The organism is Candidatus Eisenbacteria bacterium, from assembly GCA_005893305.1.
Classification (GTDB): Bacteria; Eisenbacteria; RBG-16-71-46; order SZUA-252; family SZUA-252; genus WS-9.
The window spans coordinates 73,436-90,209 of sequence record VBOZ01000008.1 but is presented as its reverse complement, the minus strand read 5'-3'; the positions used below and the strand labels follow the sequence as shown (position 1 = coordinate 90,209).

Sequence of the window (16,774 nt, the reverse complement as noted above, 5' to 3'; positions counted from 1 at the left end):
CTCGCTCTGACCCCGATCGCGCTCCGCGAGGCGGAGCAGCAGCACCAGGCGCTCCGCGCCCGCGGGCTCCGTCCCGGTCACGGCGCGGCGGGCCGGGCGCGCTATCTGGCCGCCTGGCTCCTCCCGTTCCTGGGCACGATGCTTCGGGTCGGAGAATCGTACGGAGACGCGCTCCACGCGCGCGGCTACCGGCTGGGCGCCCGGCGGCGAAGCGGGCTTCGGGCCACCTGGGGCTGGGCCGAGATGGGGGCGATCGCGGGGGGAGCGGCATCGGCCGCGTGGCTGCTTCGTGGCGTCTGACCGCCGGGAGGCGGCGTACCGCCTGGTCATCGAGTACGACGGCTCGGAGTTCCACGGCTGGCAAGTGCAGCGGTCGCATCGAACGGTTCAGGGAGAAATCGAGACCGCGCTCAAGCGCCTGGCGCACGGCCCGGTCCGCATCGCGGGCGCGGGGCGGACCGACGCGGGATGCCACGCCGCGGGCCAGGTCGCGAGCGTGAAGCTCACGACGCGGCTCTCGGCGGAGCGGCTCCGGCTGGCGCTCAACGGCATCCTTCCCGGCGACGTCAGGATCGTCCAGGTGGAAGAGGTCGGGCCGGAATTCCACGCGCGGTTCGACGCGATGCGGCGCTCCTACCGATACGTCATCGAGCCTCGGATCGTCCCGATCCGGCGGCGTTACGCCTGGGCGCGCGCGGTTCGAGCGGGGGTCGCGGCGCTCAACGAGGCGTCCCGGCCGCTCCTCGGCGCGCACGATTTCACGACGTTCTCGAAGCAGGGAAGCGAGAACGGTGGCCCGCTCTGCCGCGTCACGCGCGCGCGGTGGTCCGGGCGCCGCGGGCGGCTGCGCTTCGACATCGAATCGGACCGGTTCCTGTACACTATGGTTCGCCGGATCGTGGCCACGGTCGTTCGCGAGTCGGAGAGCGGGGCCGGCGCGGGCGCGGTGGAATCCGCGCTCGAAGCAAGGGATCGCCGGGCCGCCGCACCGCCCGCTCCGGCGCACGGTCTCTACTTGATGCGGGTTCGGTATCCCCGGGTGGGATGGATCCCCAAGGAGTCTCTGAATGTCGTCGCCTGAACTGAATTCACCTTCCTCGCGCGGTGCGAGCAAATGGCCCCTCGGCACCCTGGCGGCGGGGATTCTCTTCGGCCTCCTGCTCCTGGCCGCGCTCCTTGTCGGGACGCGCGGCAAGAAGCGCGTGGTATCCGGCCCCCAGGGCCAGGTGTCGGCCGCGACCGCCGCCGAATCGATGGCGGAGAACGCCCCCGGAAACGTCGACCGGACCCGCCGGACCGCGATCGTGGAAGCGGCGCAGCGGGTCGGCCCCTCGGTCGTCACGCTCAGCGTGGTGCAGACGCGCGTCGTCCAGACCTCGCCGGTCCCACTCGGGAGCGAGTTCTTCGAGCCGTTTTTCCGGGACATGATCCCGCAGTACCGCTACCGGGAGCAGATCCCGAGCATGGGCTCCGGGTTCATCATCTCCAAGGACGGCTACGTTCTGACCAACGAGCACGTCGTGCACGGCGCGGACAAGATCACCGTGATCCTCTCCGACGGGCGCTCGTTCACGGGGCGGATCGTCGGCTCGCACCCGCAATACGACCTCGCGATCGTCAAGATCGACGGCAAGGACCTTCCCGTCGCGCCGCTGGGCACCTCGAACGATCTCCTGGTAGGGGAGTGGGCGATCGCGATCGGGAACCCGTTCGGGTTCCTGCTGAACGATACGCAGCCGACCGTGACCGCGGGCGTGATCAGCGCGACCCGGCGCGACATCAAATCGCAGAGCCAGACCACCGGGATCTACAAGAACATGATCCAGACCGACGCAGCCATCAATCCAGGGAACTCGGGCGGGCCGCTCGTGAACGCGCGCGGCGAGGTCATCGGGGTCAACACGTTCATCTTCACGAAGAGCGGAGGCTCGGAGGGGATCGGCTTCGCGATCCCGATCGACGCCACGAAGCGCGTCGTGGACGAGATCATCCGCTTCGGAAAGGTCCGGAACGTCTGGATCGGCGTCCGTACTTGGGAGATCACGCCGTACGTCGCGGAGCGCCTCGGCACCGCGGATCGGAACGGCCTCTACGTCGCGGTCATCGAGCGGGGGAGCCCCGCGGACAAGGCCGGCGTCAAGGTGGGGGACATCATCCGCAAGGTGAACGGGACGCCCGTGCGGGACAGCAATGAGGCCTATCGCGTGATCTTCGGGGCGAGCGTCGGGGACACGATCTCGCTGACCGTGGAGCGCGACGGGAAGCTCCTCACGATGAAGCTCCTGCTGGAAGAGACGCCCGAGGAATAACGCCATGATCGCGCGCTACAGCCGGAAGGAGATGACGGCGCTCTTCGAGGACGAGACGCGCTACCGGAACTGGCTCGAGGTGGAGCTGGCCGTGGCGCAGGCGATGGAGCGTCGCGGCGAGATTCCCCGCGGCGTCACCGCCCGAATCCGCGAGCGGGCGCGGGTCGACATGGCCCGGATCGACGAGCTGGAGAGGACGCTCCACCATGACGTCATCGCCTTCCTGACCCAGGTGGGCGAGACCGTCGGCCCCGAGGCCCGCCATCTGCATCTCGGCATGACCTCCTCCGACCTGGTCGACACCGCGCTGGCGCTGACGCTCACGCGGGCGGCTGATCTTCTCTCGAAGGAGCTGGATGCCCTGCGGGAGACGGTCCGCGGGTTGGCTCTCCGCTACAAGGAGACGCCGATGGTGGGCAGGACCCACGGCATCCACGCCGAGCCGATCACGTTCGGGTTGAAGCTCCTGGTCTGGTACGAGGAGCTGGGGCGCGCGCGGACGCGTCTCACGCGCGCGCGCGAGGCGATCGCGGTCGGGAAGCTCTCCGGCGCGGTGGGGACGCTCGCGCACTTGAGTCCCGAGCTCGAGGAGCAGGTGCTGGGCGCGCTCGGATTGAAGCCCGAGCCCGCGGCGACGCAGGTCGTCCAGCGCGACCGCCACGCGGAGCTTCTCTCGACGCTCGCGCTCCTCGGGGCTTCGTTGGAGAAGATGGCCGTCGAGATCCGCCACCTCCAGCGCACCGAGGTTTTGGAAGCGGAGGAGCCGTTTCGGGAGGGGCAGAAGGGCTCTTCGGCGATGCCGCACAAGCGGAACCCGGTCCGCTGCGAGCGGGTCACCGGCCTCGCGCGCCTCTTGCGCGCCAACGCGCACGCGGCGCTGGAGAACGTCGCCCTCTGGCACGAGCGCGACATCAGCCACTCGAGCGTGGAGCGGGTCATCCTGCCCGACTCGTTCCTGCTGGCCGACTTCATGACGAGCGAGATCCGGGAGGTCCTGGCCGGCCTCATCGTCTACCCGGAGCGGATGCTCCAGAACCTCGGGTTGACCCGCGGCCTCGTCTACTCGCAGCGGGTGCTCCTCGCGCTCACCCAGGCGGGGCTCGCCCGCGAAGAGGCGTACGCCGTCGTCCAGCGTCACGCCATGGAAGCGTGGAAGGGTGGCCCCGATTTGAGGGCCCGGCTCGCCGCGGATCCCGCCGTCACCGGCGTGCTCAAGCGCGAGGAGCTGGAGGCATGCTTCGACCCGAAGCACTTCACTCGGAATGTGAATCAAGTCTTTGATCGCGTTCTCGGAGCGTCAGTTGTCGCCAGTGGCTGAAGCCAGCGTGCTCCCCCTCGCCGAGGCGGATCCGGAGGGCCTCGGGAAGCTCCTGGCCGCGGAAGGCTTCCGCCTGACGCCCGATGAGGCGAAGCGGATGCTCGACCTCCTCGGCCGCAATCCGACTCGTGTCGAGGCGACGATCTTCGACACGATGTGGAGCGAGCACTGCTCCTACAAGAGCAGCCGTTGGGTGCTCCGGTCCCACCTGCCGACCGAGAGCCCGGACGTAATCCTTGGACCGGGCGAGGACGCGGGCGTGGTCCGATTCGGCAAGCACCGCGGCGTGGACTACGCGCTGGTGTTCGCCCACGAGAGCCACAACCACCCCTCCCAAATCGTCCCGATCGAAGGAGCGGCCACCGGAATCGGCGGCATCGTCCGCGACGTGGCGTGCATGGGCGCGGAAGTGATCGGCGTCATGGATGCGCTCCGCTTCGGGGACCCTGAAGGGCCGCGAGCGAGCGCGGTCCGCGAGATCGTGCGGGGCGTCGTCGACGGAATCTGGCAGTACGCGAATCCGCTCGGCGTGCCCAACCTGGGCGGCGACGTCTTCTTCTCGGGGCGATACGACGAGAACTGCCTCGTGAACGTCGTGGCGCTCGGGATCGTCCGCGCCGACCAGGTCGTCCGGAGCCGCGTTCCCGACGCGGCGAAACGCGAGCCGTACATCCTCGTGCTCCTGGGAAAGCCGACCGACGAGACCGGGTTCGGCGGCGCCTCCTTCGCGTCCGCGATCCTCGAGGAAGGCGCGCACGATCAGCGGGGACACGTGCAGGTCCCCGATCCGTTCTTGAAGCGCGTCCTCCTGGAGGCGAACCGCGCGGCCCTGGCGTGGCTCCACGCGCAGGGGGCTCCCTTCGGCTTCAAGGACCTGGGCGCCGGCGGAATCGCGTGCGCCTCCTCCGAGCTCGCGGCGGCGGGAGGGTTCGGGATGGACGTCGATCTCGATCGCGTTCCGACGCCGCAGGGCGACTTTCCGCCCGAGGTGATCAGCTGCTCCGAGACGCAGGAGCGCTTCGCGCTCGTGGTCCCCGAGCGTCTGGCCCCGCGCGTCCTCGAGATCTATAACGTGGAGTACGCGCTTCCCGCGGTCTACGAGGGAGCCCGGGCCGCCGTCATCGGCCGCGTGCGCGACGACGCGCGGTATCGGATCTTGAAGGGCGGACAGCCGGTCTGCGACGCGGCGGTCGATGTGATCACGGCCGGGATCGAGCACCGCCGGGCTCAGCGGCCCCGCGCTCCTCGGCCGGCGGGCGCGGCGCTCCCGCCGGTGCACGATCACGACGCGCTCTTCCGCCGGCTGATCGGCTCGCCCAACCTGGGATCGCGGGAGCCTCTCTGGCGCTACTACGACACCGAGGTGCAGGGACGGATGGTGATCCGCGCGGGGGAAGCCGACGCCTCGGTGATGGCGCCCGTGCCCGGCTCACCGCTCGGCGCCGCGATGTCCGTGGGCGGGAACCCCTGGTACGTCGCGGCCGATCCCTACGCGGGCTCGGCCCACGCGGTGTACGAAGCGCTCCGGAATCTCGTCTGCGTCGGGGCGAGGCCCACCGCTCTCACCGACTGCCTCAACTTCGGGAACCCGGAAGATCCGGAGGTCTTCGACGAGTTCGTCCGCTCGGTCCGCGGGCTCGGGGACGCCGCGCGCGCGTTCGGCCCGAGCGGCACGGAGGGACCGCCGATCCCGTTCGTCTCGGGCAACGTCTCCTTCTACAACGAATCCTCGACCGGCCGCGCCATCGAGCCCTCCCCGATCGTCGCGGGGCTCGGCGTCCTCGACGATTACGCCGTGGCAGTAACCGGCGCGATCAAGCGCGCCGGGAGCGTGATCGTTCTCACCGGCCCGCGGGAAGACCGTCTCGGCGCGTCGCAGCTCCGGCATGCCCTGACCGGCGACACGGGCGGCGATCTCCCGACCCTCGATTTCGACCGCGAGCGGCGGCGCCTCTACGCCGTGCTGGAAGCGGTTCGGCGCGGATGGGTCCTCGCGAGCCACGACATCGCCGAGGGCGGTCTTGCGGTCGCGGCCCTCGAGATGGCCCTGGGAGGCTTCGCCTCGCAAGGGCTCGGCCTCCAGATCCCGATCTCGGGCCTGGGGGGGACCGCGCCCGAAGTCCGGCTCTACTCGGAATCGCCGGGATTCCTGCTCGAGGTTTCAAAGGAGCAGCTCACGCCGCTCCTGGACCTCTTCAAGTCCTTGGGCGTCGACGCGACGATGATCGGGCGGACACTGGCCGAGCCCCGATTCCGCCTCCTCGACGGCGGGCTCGCGCTGGTCGACGCCGACCTTGCGGATCTCGCGGCGGTCCACCGCGCCGCGATCCGCCCCTACGTGGAGTGACGATGGCTCGAGTTGCGATCTTGCAAATCCCGGGCGTCAACTGCGAGTACGAGACCGCGCGCGTTCTCGAGGCCGTGGGTCTCGAGGCGCGCATCGTCCGCTCGAACGAGCCCGCCTCGGTCTTGAGCGAGTTCCACGCGTACGTCCTTCCGGGCGGCTTCGCGTTCCAGGACCGGATTCGCGCGGGCGCGGTGGCTGCGAAGCTTCCCGCGGTGGAGCGCATCGCGGCGGAATCGGAGCGGGGAAAGCCGGTGCTCGGAATCTGCAACGGCGCGCAGGTCCTCGTCGAAGCGGGGCTCGTCCCCGGGATCCGATCCGGTCGCGTGGAGATGGCCCTGGCACCCAATCGCGCGCCGCGGCGCCAGGGATACCTCTGCCGCTGGGTGCGTGTCCGGACGGAGGAGGGCCCTGGCCGGAAGATCTGGAGCTCCGTGCTCCCCAATGGAGAGATCGTGCCGCTTCCGATGGCCCACGGAGAAGGGCGGTTCGAGACGGCGGATCCCGAGGTTCAATCCAGCATCCAAAAGGGAGGGTTGGCTCTCTTCCGGTACGTCGACGCGAGCGGCGCTCCGGCAACCCGGTTTCCCGACGATCCGAACGGCGCGCTCTTCCAGGCGGCGGGCGTCACGAATCGATCGGGAAACGTGCTCGCGATCATGCCGCACCCGGAGCGGGCGTCGTGGCTCAAGCAGGTTCCGCTCGAGTGGCCGGGCACCTGGGGCGAGCGGCGCCGCGCCTCGGTCGGATCGTACGACGCGCTCGAGGGCTCGGGGCCCGGGCGATTTCTCTTCGAGTCGCTGGCGCTCTCCCTCGGGGTCGCGCGCGCGGCGGAGGCGTCCCGATGAGCGCGGTGCTCCTGACCCGATACAAGATCGCCGACCTCGCGGCGTGGACGGCGCTCGAGACGGGCCGCCGTCTCCTGCCGCCGGGCTGCTCGCTCCATCGTCTGGTGAGGGAGGAGCTCTACCTGTTCGAGGCGGACGCCGGCGCGGCGCCGGCCGCGTTCGAGGAGCCGCTCCGCCGGGCGATCGAGAACAGCAACTTTTTCGTGAACCCGAACAAGGAGCGGTACCGGTTCCTGACCTCGTCCGGACGCGGCGAGTCGCTGGCCGCGCCGGATGGAGCTTGGGGCATCCTGGCCCGGCCGAGAGACGACACGCGAGACGAAGGCCTGCGCGAGCGCCTGTCGCGGGAGCATCCGATCGACGGATTGGGCGCGATCCGGCGCGCGCGCCTCTGGTGGCTCTGGACGGAAGGACCCGAAGGGAGGTCGGCGATGAAGGAGTGCTACGAGCAGGTTGGCCCCGTCAGCGGGGCGCGGCGCGGGCTTCTCGTGAATCCGCACGCCGAGTCGGATCTTCGAATCGAAGGCTCCGTTCCCTGGCGCACGGTGGAGGCGTTCCTCGTGCAGGCGGCGGCGCCTTTCCGGAGCGCGGCTTGATGGAGAAGACCATCGTGAAATCGGCGAACGGCGACCGGCTTCGGGAGGAGTGCGGCGTCTTTGGGATCTGGGGCGCGGAGAACGCGGCCCGCCTCGCCTACGCGGGACTTTACGCGCTCCAGCACCGCGGGCAGGAGAGCGCGGGCATCGTCTCGACCGACGGCGTCGAGTACCGGGAACACCGCGGGGTCGGTCTCGTCTCCGACGTCTTCGTGGGGAACGCGCTCGAGCCGCTTCGGGGCCACGTCGCGATCGGGCACAACCGCTATTCCACGACGGGGGGAAGCCAGCTCCAGAACGCGCAGCCCCTGGTGGTCAACTATCGCGAGGGGAAGCTCGCGATCGCCCACAACGGAAATCTCGTCAACGCGCTCGCGCTGCGGGACGAGATGGAAGGGAAGGGATCGATCTTCCAGACGACGAGCGACACCGAGGTTATCCTCCACCTGATCGCGCGATCCTCGGCGACCGAGATCGAGCGGATGATCCCGGAGGCGCTCGCGCGCTGTCAGGGCGCGTACACGCTGGTTCTCCTCGCGGGGGACAAGCTGATCGGCGTCCGTGACCCCCGCGGCTTCCGGCCGCTCTGTCTGGGGCGCCGCGGCGATGCCCACGTCCTGGCGAGCGAGACGTGTGCCCTCGATATCGTCGGCGCCGATCTCGTGAGGGAGATCGAGCCCGGCGAGATGGTGATCATCGACGGAAGCGGCGTCCGGTCCTTCCGGATCTTCAAGGCGGAGGCCCCCCGGGCCTGCGTCTTCGAGCTCATCTACTTCTCGCGTCCCGACAGCGTGGTCTTCGGCCAGAGCGTCGATTCGATCCGCCGGCGCCTCGGCCAGCGGCTGGCCGAGGAGCATCCCGCCGACGCCGACATCGCGATCTCGGTGCCCGATTCCAGCAACTCGGCGGCCCTCGGCTTCTCGGAGCGCTCCAAGATTCCCTTCGAGCTCGGACTGATCCGAAATCACTACGTCGGGCGCACGTTCATCGCGCCACAGCAGATCACGCGCGACTTCGGCGTTAACCTGAAATTCAACCCGGTGCGCCGTATCTTGGAAGGGAAGCGGGTCGTCGTGGTGGACGATTCGATCGTGCGCGGGACGACGAGCCGGAGCCTGGTCGCGATGCTGCGCGGAGCCGGTGCGCGCGAGGTCCACTTCCGGGTCTCGAGCCCACCGATCGGCTGGTCGTGCTACTACGGCATCGACACGCCGAACCGCCGTGAGCTGATCGCCTCGTCCCACACCGTGGAGCAGATCCGCAGCTACCTGCACGTCGACACGCTCGGCTATCTCTCGATGGACGGGCTCCGGGCCTGCGTCGAGCGCCCCGACGACCACTGCTACGCCTGCTTCAACGGCGACTACTCAGTCCGATTCGGTGTGGAGATGGACAAGCTCGCCATGGAGCGCGGCCGGAGCCGGGTCACGGAAACACCCTCGTAGCAAATTTTTGGGCAGGCGGATTGCATGCGGGTCCCGATGGCCCTACGTAAATTGCACGACCGCGCAACGATCGTTTCCCCCATCCCCGCCGCAACTTAACGGCCCAGCCCGCCCCGCGCGGATCAACTCCGAAGTTGTTCCCTGGCATGAACATTGCCCTACGACCCGCGCGGGCATCCCTGGCCGCATCCCACAACATGGAAGTTCGAGGGCCGATCCGTGGCAACCGAGAACGGAAAGCGGAAAAAGCTGGGCGAGTACCTTCTCGAAGCGGGGCTGATTAACGATCAGCAGCTGAAGGAAGCGCTCCGCCGGCAGCGTCAGACGAAGGAGCCGCTGGGGCACATCCTCTCGCGCAGCGGGATGGTGTCCGAGGCGGACATCTGCCGCACCCTTCACGCGCAGCTCGGCCTACCGATCGTCGATCTCCAGGCCATCGCGATCGACGACGGCATCATCCGCCTCATCAAGGAAGAGCTGGCCAAGAAATACACCGCCATTCCGATCGAGGTGGAGAACCGCACCACGCTCCGGGTCGCGATGGCGGATCCGCTGAACGCGGCGGCCCTCGAGGATCTCCGTTTCCAGAGCGGCTACTTCGTCCGTCCGGTCCTCGCCCCGCCCACCGAGATCGTCGAGGCGATTTCGAAGTACTATCACATCGACGCCTCGGTCGTGGAAATCCTGGAAAACATCATCAAGAACGATCCCGTCTCCGAAGTGCGCGAGATCGTCGAGGCGGAGCCGGACGAATCGGTCGACGAGCTGATGAAGATCAGCGCGGGCCCGCCGATCGTGCGGCTCGCGAACTGGATCATCACGCGCGCCGTGGAGATGCGGTCGAGCGACATCCACATCGAGCCTCAGGAAAAAGGAGTGGGCGTCCGCATCCGGGTCGACGGCCTCCTCCAGGACATGGAGCGCCTCCCCAAGTGGACCCAGGGGGCGCTGACCTCGCGCATCAAGATCCTCTCCTCGCTGGACATCGCGGAGAAGCGGCTGCCGCAAGATGGACGCTTCCGCGTGGAGATCGACGGCAGACGGATCGATTTCCGCGTCTCGACCCTTCCGACGGACCACGGCGAGAAGATCGTGATCCGCATCGTGGACCAGGAGCGCTCGGCGCTGCGGCTCGACACGCTCGGGTTAAGTGGTACGGTGCTCGCGAGAATCCGCGCGTACGGCCAGCGTCCGCAGGGGATCCTGATGGTGACCGGTCCCACGGGGAGCGGGAAGACCACGATGCTCTACTCCCTGCTGCAGCACATCCACTCGGTGACCAAGAACATCGTGACCGTCGAGGACCCGATCGAATACCAGGTCGCCGGCGTGAACCAGGTCCAGGTGGACGAGAAGAGCAAGAAGACCTTCGCCGCGATCCTTCGCGCGATGCTCCGGCAGGATCCGGACGTCATGATGATCGGAGAGATCCGGGACTTCGAGACGGCCCAGATCGCCTTCCGCGCCTCGATCACCGGGCACCTCGTCCTCTCGACGGTGCACACGAACGACGCCCCGTCCGCCATCACCCGCCTGGTCGACCTCGGCCTCCAGCCCTACATGGTGGCATCGAGCCTCGCGGGCGTCGTATCGATGCGGCTCGTGCGCACGCTCTGCCCGAAGTGCAAGGATCCCTACGTTCCGTCCCCCGAGGAGCTCCATCTCCTCGGGCTCGGCGCGCGCGAGGGTGCGGACTTGACGCTGTACCGGCCCGTCGGTTGCGAGCACTGCTTCGAGACCGGCTTCCGGGGGCGCATCGGGGTATTCGAGGTGCTCGACGTGACCGATCCCATCCGCAGGCAGATCTCGAGCGGCGCGCCGGAGTCCGTGATCCGTCAAGCGGCGCTCGAGGCGGGAATGGTCCCGATCGGCCAGGACGGGATGGCGAAGGTGCTCTCCGGCCAGACGAGCCTCGAGGAGCTGCAGCGGGTCGTCTACTGCGAGGAGGAGCTCGCGCGGATCTGCCCCTCGTGCCACGAAGCGGTCTCCGCGGAGTATCTCTTCTGTCCGCACTGCGGCAACGCCGCCGACCACGTCTGCCCCGAGTGCCAGCGGCGCGTCGACACCGGCTGGTCGTTCTGCCCCTCGTGCGGCGCTCGCCGACGGCAGATTCCGGAGTCGGCCGTTCCGGTGAGCACCGTCGAGCAGATGATCGGCCTCCCCGAGCCCCCGACGCGCTCCGCCAGCACGCCCCGCACCGCGCGGAACGCACCCGCTCCGCGTCGCGGCGCTTGACCCACCCCGCCCCGGTTCTTAGAATCCCCCGACCTAACGCCTGAGCCGGCATCCCGCCGGCCGATCTCGCGCCGGTGCACCACTTACCCCCGGGGAGCCGTGTCCGTTCAGGAATCCCGCCGCGAGAAGCTTGACGCACTCAGCCAGCGCGGCATCCAGCCGTACGCCTATCGCTACGACGTGACCCATAGCTCGTCGCGCGTCCTCGAGAACGCCGACGCGTTGGAGTCGTCCGGGGAGGTCGTGCGCGTCGCCGGGCGGCTCATGACCAAGCGCGGGCACGGGAAGGCCTCGTTCGCCTCTCTCAAGGACGCCGACGGCCTGCTCCAGGTCTACCTCCGCGAGGACCTCCTCGGCGCCGACGCCTACGCCGACGCGGTCGCGTTCGATCTCGGCGATTGGATCGGCGTGGAGGGACAGGTCTTCCGGACCAAGACCGGGGAGACCACGGTCAAAGCCAACCGGGTCGAGCTTCTCTCGAAGTCGCTGCGGCCGCTGCCCGAGAAATGGCACGGCCTCACCGACGTCGAAACGCGCTACCGCCAGCGGTACGCCGACCTGGTCGTCAACGACGACGTGCGCGCCGTCTTCCGATCGAGGTCGGCGATCGTCCGCGCGCTCCGCGAGTTCCTCGACGCCCGCGGCTACATCGAGGTCGAGACCCCGGTCCTCCAGCCGCTCTACGGCGGCGCAGCCGCGCGGCCGTTCACCACGCACCACAACGCGCTCGACATGAAGCTCTATCTCCGGATCGCGGTGGAGCTCTATTTGAAGCGCCTCATCGTGGGCGGGCTCGACCGCGTCTACGAGGTGGCGAAGACGTTCCGGAACGAGGGCGTGGACCGCCTGCACAATCCGGAGTTCACGATGCTCGAGCTCTACCAGGCGTACGCGGACTACGAAGACATGATGACGCTGACGCAGGAGATGATCCTGCACGCCGTCCGGAGAGTTCACGGGTCGCTCCGGATTCCTTTCGACGGGAAAGAGATCGATTTCACGCCGCCCTGGCGCCGCGTCGTCTTCAGCGAGGCCGCGGCGGAGGCGCTGGGTGTGGACGCGCTTCCCGCGGAGGAGCCGGCGCTCCGGGACCTCGCGCGCCGGGCCGGGATCGCCGTCGATCCCGCCTTCTCGTACGGGCGCATCCTCGACGAGGTCCTCTCCGCGAAGGTGCAGCCCGACCTCATCGCCCCGACGTTCCTGGTGGACCATCCGCGCGACATTTCGCCTTTGGCCAAGGCGAAACGGGGGAATCCGAGCGTCGTGGAGCGATTCGAGGTGGTGGTCGCGGGGGCCGAGCTCGCGAACGCGTTCTCCGAGCAGAACGACCCGGCGGAGCAGCGCCGCGCGTTCGAAGCGCAGCTGGAGCAGCGGCGGCGCGGCGACGAGGAGGCGCAGCCGCTCGATGCCGACTACCTTCGGGCGCTCGAGCTGGGTCTTCCGCCGACCGGCGGCGTGGGCCTCGGCGTGGACCGCCTCGTGATGCTGCTCACTGACTCACGATCCATTCGCGATGTGATCCTCTTCCCGCACATGCGGCCGGAGGAGGGCCAGGATGCCTCGGCGTAGCCCTCCTCCGGCCTGAGCGGCGGGCGGCGCATGGGTTACGTCCGAATCATCGCTTCGCGGTACCTCCGCTCCAAGCGCCGTCTCAATTTCATCACGCTCGTGAGCCTGCTCGCGATCGGCGGCGTCTTCGTCGGCGTCGCAGCGCTGACCATCGTGCTCTCCGTGATGAACGGCTTCGAGGATCAGGTCCAGCAGCGGATCGCCGGCACGAACGCGCACGCGGCGGTGCTGGACGGCGGCGACCGGCCCCTGCACTCGGACCCCGCCCTCGAGCGCGCCATCCGCGGCGCGGTGCCGGGAGCGGAGGTGGCCCCCTTCGTCTATGGCAAGGTGATGGTCGCGTCCCGACACGGCGTCGACGGGATGGTCCTGAAGGGCGTCGACCCAGACCGGGAGCGGCGCGTGACCGACATCCTCGCCCGGTTGACGCCCGCGGACAATCCGTTCGACGGCGGCGATCTTCCGGGCATCGCGCTGGGGCAGGAGCTCGCGCTTCGGCTGCGCGTGACGCGGGGCGACATCATCCTGATCAGTATCCCGTCGGAGGAGCCGGGCGGATTCCTGGGCGGCGTGCCGCGATCCCGCCGGCTCCGGGTGGGCTCGATCTTCCGGTCCGGGCTCTACGAATACGATTCGTCGTTCGGCGTGGTGCCGCTGCCGACCGCGCAGGAGTTCTTCGGGCTGGGCAGCGACATCACGGGATACGAGCTCAGGCTCGTGGACATGTTTCGCGCGCGCGAGGCGTCGCAGCGAATCGAGAGCGTGCTGGGACCGGGGTATCGCTCCACGAACTGGATCGACCTCAACCGCAATCTGTTCGCGTGGATGAAAATCGAGAAGGCGGTCATGTTCACGATCCTGGTCCTGATCGTGGTGGTCGCCGCCGTCAATATCGTCTCGAGCCTGGTGATGCTGGTTCTGGAGAAGCGGCGCGACATCGGGGTTTTGCGCACCATGGGCGTCACGCCCCGCGGCATCATGAGGATCTTCGTCCTCCAGGGAACGCTGATCGGTTTGGCGGGCACCATTTCCGGCCTTGCCGCTGGGTTCGCCGTCTCGTTCGTTCTCGGCCGCTACAAACTCCTCCACCTGCCCGGCGAGATCTACTTCATCGACACCCTGCCTGTGAAGATGGAATGGCCCGATTTCGTGTTCGTGGCGTGCGCGGCCACCGCTACCTGCTTCCTCGCCAGTCTTTATCCGGCCTGGCAGGCGGCGCGGCTTGCTCCGGTGCAGGCGATCCGCTATGAATGAGGTCCTCGGGGGCGCTGCCGCGCTGGAGGCGGCGTCGCTCGCGAAGACCTACCAGGAAGGAATGGCGCCGGTGGAGGTCCTCCGGGACGTGAACCTGACCGTCTCGCCCGGGGAGATGGTGGCGGTCATGGGGGCGTCGGGCTCCGGGAAGTCGACCCTGCTCCACCTGCTCGGGGGACTCGACCAGCCGACGTCGGGGAACGTGCGGATCGGCGGGGAACCGATGACCTCCCTCGGCGAGGACGGCCGCTCCAGGCTTCGCGCGCGGAGCGTGGGGTTTGTCTTCCAGTTCCACCAGCTCCTCCCCGAATTCACCGCGCTGGAAAACGTCATGATGCCGGGGTGGATCGCCGGAGGGAGGGCCGAGGCGGCCGCGCGCGGCCGGGCGGAGGAGCTGCTTGCCTCGCTGGGGCTCTCCGAGAGGGCGGAGCACAAACCCTCGGAGCTCTCGGGAGGCGAACAGCAGCGGATCGCCGTGGCGCGGGCCTTGCATCGTAGGCCCGCGGTGCTCCTGGCGGACGAACCGACCGGAAACCTGGACCGGGCGGCCACGTCCACGTTGATGCAGATCCTCGAAAAATACCGTCGCGATGAGGGTCAAGCGATTGTCATTGCAACACATAACCCTGATGTGGCCCGCTCCGCGGGGCGTATCCTGGCGCTTGAGGATGGTCAGCTCAAGCCGATGAATCTGTAGAATGGCGGCATCTAAAGAGGCAGTACGCGGGAGGGAGCCTAAAAACGATGCAATGCCAACTGTGCGGTAAGCGTCCGGCCGTCGTTCACTTCACGGAGATCGTGAACAACAAGAAGTCGGAATATCACGTCTGCGAGAAGTGCGCCGAGGAGCGCGGCTACCACACGCCTTTGGTGAAAACAAAGTTCTCGGTGGGCGACCTGCTCGCCGGCATGGTCGACCAGGCCGGCGTCGGGGAGGAGGCGAAGGTCGGCCGGGTCCAGTGTCCGCGCTGCCACATGGTCTATTCCGCGTTCAAGGAATCGGGCCGGCTGGGCTGCTCGGAGTGCTACACGACGTTCCGGGCCCAGCTCCGGCCCCTGCTCCGGCGCATCCACGGCAGCACCAAGCACGTGGGCAAGACGCCGGTGCGGGATTCAGCCCGCGTGGCGATCCGGCGCGAGGTGCAGAAGCTTCACGAGGACATGCAGGCTGCCATCGAGCACGAGGAGTTCGAGACCGCGGCCCGCCTTCGGGACCAGATCCGGTCGATCGAAGCGCGCGGCGGCCTCACGGCGGAGGAGGGTTCGCGATGAAGCTGATCTCGCTCGCCCAGGGCCTGGGGCGGTGGCTCGACGGGTCGGGCCCGTCGTCCGACATCGTGCTGAGCACCCGCGTCAGGCTGGCCCGGAATCTCAAGGAAGTCCCGTTCACCCACCGGGCGCGGGAAGAGCAGATGGCCATGGTCTACTCGAGCGTCGTCTCGGCGGTGCGGAAGACGCCCGCGCTCGTTTCCTCGACGGCGCTCTCGATGCGGGAGCTGACCCCGCTCGACCGGCAGTTTCTCGTGGAGCGGCACTTGATCTCGCACGATCTCGCGGACAACGGACGGCTGCGCGGGCTCCTCATGGTTCCCGACGAGAGCGTCTCGGCGATGGTGAACGAGGAGGACCATCTCAGGCTTCAGGCCCTCTCGTCCGGATTTCAGCTCCGCTCGGCGTGGGAGGCGGTGAACGCCATCGATGATGAACTGGGCCAGGACCTCGACTATGCTTTCAGTGACGACTTGGGGTATCTGACCGCCTGTCCGACGAACGCGGGCACGGGGATGAGGGCTTCGGTCCTGATCCACCTGCCCTCGCTCGTATTGACGAAGCAGATCGGGCGCGTCCTCCAGGGCATCACGCAGGTCGGCCTCGCCGTGCGGGGGTTCTACGGCGAGGGCTCGCAGATCCAGGGGAATTTCTTCCAGATCTCGAACCAGACGACGCTCGGTCAGAGCGAGCGGGAGACGGTCGAAAGTCTCGAGCGCGTGACCCGGCAGATCATCGACTACGAGCAGCGGGCCCGCGACGAGCTGCTCAAGGACGCGCGCGTTCAGATCGAGGACAAGATCTGGCGTGCGTACGGTACGCTGCGGCACAGCCGCGTGATTTCGTCGCAGGAGGTCATCAACCTCTCGTCGGCGGTGCGTTTCGGCGTGGCCCTCCAGATGGACGGGCTGGCGAGCGTGCAGAAGCTGAACGAGCTCTTGATCCGGACGCAGCCCGCCCACATCCAGCTGGCGACCGGGCGGGAGATGGAACAACGGGAACGGAATGTGATCCGCGCGGATTACGTGCGGAAGCTACTCGATAACAGCGCGGCGAGCGCCGTGAATCCGAATTGACGGGTATGGGGGTTTTGAGAGCGGGGAGCCCGCTGGAGGTTTTGAATCATGCATGACAAGTTCACGGAACGCGTGAGAAAAGTGATGTACCTCGCGCGCGAAGAGGCGGCCCGGCTGCAGCACGATTACATCGGGACCGAGCACCTTCTCCTCGGAGTCATCCGGGAAGGAGAAGGCATCGCCGCCACCGTTTTGAATAATCTGGGACTCGACCTGGACGCCATCCGCCAAGCGGTGGAGAGCATGGTCGCCGCGACCGGCGGCACGCTCACGATCGGCGAGATCCCGTTCACGCCGCGCGCCAAGCGCGTGCTCGAGCTTTCGGTCGACGAAGCGCGACAGCTGGGCCACAACTATGTCGGAACCGAGCACCTTCTCCTCGGGTTGATTCGGGAGGGTGAGGGCGTTGCGGCGCGCGTTCTTCTGGAGCTGGGCGTCGACCGGAAGAAAGTTCGCGAGGAGACGCTGAAGCTCCTGGGAGGTACTCCATCCGTGTCGCAGCCCGAGCGTG

At 68.2% G+C, this 16,774-nt stretch carries 14 protein-coding genes; all 14 read left to right on the top strand.

Features of this window, described 5'->3' with window-relative positions:
• The first annotated feature begins 103 nt into the window (after positions 1 to 103).
• Entirely contained in the window at positions 104 to 1,081 is a 978-nt protein-coding gene (truA, locus tag E6K79_01690) for a tRNA pseudouridine(38-40) synthase TruA (protein TMQ66658.1), read from the top strand.
• Positions 1,068 to 2,309, top strand: a complete 1,242-nt coding sequence (locus tag E6K79_01685; GenBank protein TMQ66657.1) for a trypsin-like serine protease — start codon at positions 1,068 to 1,070, stop codon at positions 2,307 to 2,309. The genes truA and E6K79_01685 overlap by 14 nt, the downstream gene beginning before the upstream one ends.
• 4 nt (positions 2,310 to 2,313) lie before the next feature.
• Positions 2,314 to 3,627: an adenylosuccinate lyase gene (locus tag E6K79_01680; GenBank protein TMQ66656.1), complete on the top strand. Its 1,314-nt coding sequence runs from the start codon at positions 2,314 to 2,316 to the stop codon at positions 3,625 to 3,627.
• Positions 3,620 to 5,974 (top strand): phosphoribosylformylglycinamidine synthase subunit PurL, encoded by a 2,355-nt coding sequence (gene purL, locus E6K79_01675; protein ID TMQ66655.1) that lies wholly within the window; start codon positions 3,620 to 3,622, stop codon positions 5,972 to 5,974. Before E6K79_01680 ends, purL begins: the two co-directional genes overlap by 8 nt.
• 2 nt (positions 5,975 to 5,976) lie before the next feature.
• Positions 5,977 to 6,819: a phosphoribosylformylglycinamidine synthase I gene (gene purQ, locus E6K79_01670; protein TMQ66654.1), complete on the top strand. Its 843-nt coding sequence runs from the start codon at positions 5,977 to 5,979 to the stop codon at positions 6,817 to 6,819.
• Positions 6,816 to 7,415, top strand: coding sequence for a hypothetical protein (locus tag E6K79_01665; GenBank protein ID TMQ66653.1), 600 nt, complete (start codon positions 6,816 to 6,818; stop codon positions 7,413 to 7,415). The genes purQ and E6K79_01665 overlap by 4 nt, the downstream gene beginning before the upstream one ends.
• Entirely contained in the window at positions 7,415 to 8,860 is a 1,446-nt protein-coding gene (locus E6K79_01660) for an amidophosphoribosyltransferase (GenBank protein TMQ66652.1), read from the top strand. The genes E6K79_01665 and E6K79_01660 overlap by 1 nt, the downstream gene beginning before the upstream one ends.
• Before the next feature lie 219 nt (positions 8,861 to 9,079).
• The gene (locus E6K79_01655) at positions 9,080 to 11,095 is read left to right on the top strand and encodes a type II secretion system protein GspE (GenBank protein ID TMQ66651.1); all 2,016 of its coding nucleotides are present in this window, start codon (positions 9,080 to 9,082) and stop codon (positions 11,093 to 11,095) included.
• A 99-nt stretch (positions 11,096 to 11,194) separates the two neighbouring features.
• Positions 11,195 to 12,664, top strand: coding sequence for a lysine--tRNA ligase (gene lysS / locus E6K79_01650; protein ID TMQ66650.1), 1,470 nt, complete (start codon positions 11,195 to 11,197; stop codon positions 12,662 to 12,664).
• A gap of 30 nt (positions 12,665 to 12,694) precedes the next feature.
• Positions 12,695 to 13,918: an ABC transporter permease gene (locus E6K79_01645; protein TMQ66649.1), complete on the top strand. Its 1,224-nt coding sequence runs from the start codon at positions 12,695 to 12,697 to the stop codon at positions 13,916 to 13,918.
• Positions 13,911 to 14,615 carry an ABC transporter ATP-binding protein gene (locus tag E6K79_01640; protein ID TMQ66648.1) on the top strand — a complete coding sequence of 235 codons (705 nt, stop codon included), beginning with the start codon at positions 13,911 to 13,913 and terminating at the stop codon, positions 14,613 to 14,615. The genes E6K79_01645 and E6K79_01640 overlap by 8 nt, the downstream gene beginning before the upstream one ends.
• 47 nt (positions 14,616 to 14,662) lie before the next feature.
• The gene (locus tag E6K79_01635; GenBank protein TMQ66647.1) at positions 14,663 to 15,190 is read left to right on the top strand and encodes a hypothetical protein; all 528 of its coding nucleotides are present in this window, start codon (positions 14,663 to 14,665) and stop codon (positions 15,188 to 15,190) included.
• Positions 15,187 to 16,263 (top strand): protein arginine kinase, encoded by a 1,077-nt coding sequence (locus E6K79_01630; GenBank protein TMQ66646.1) that lies wholly within the window; start codon positions 15,187 to 15,189, stop codon positions 16,261 to 16,263. Before E6K79_01635 ends, E6K79_01630 begins: the two co-directional genes overlap by 4 nt.
• A 48-nt stretch (positions 16,264 to 16,311) precedes the next feature.
• Positions 16,312 to 16,774, top strand: a 463-nt coding sequence (locus E6K79_01625) for a hypothetical protein (GenBank protein TMQ66790.1), incomplete at its 3' end; no start/stop codon positions are given.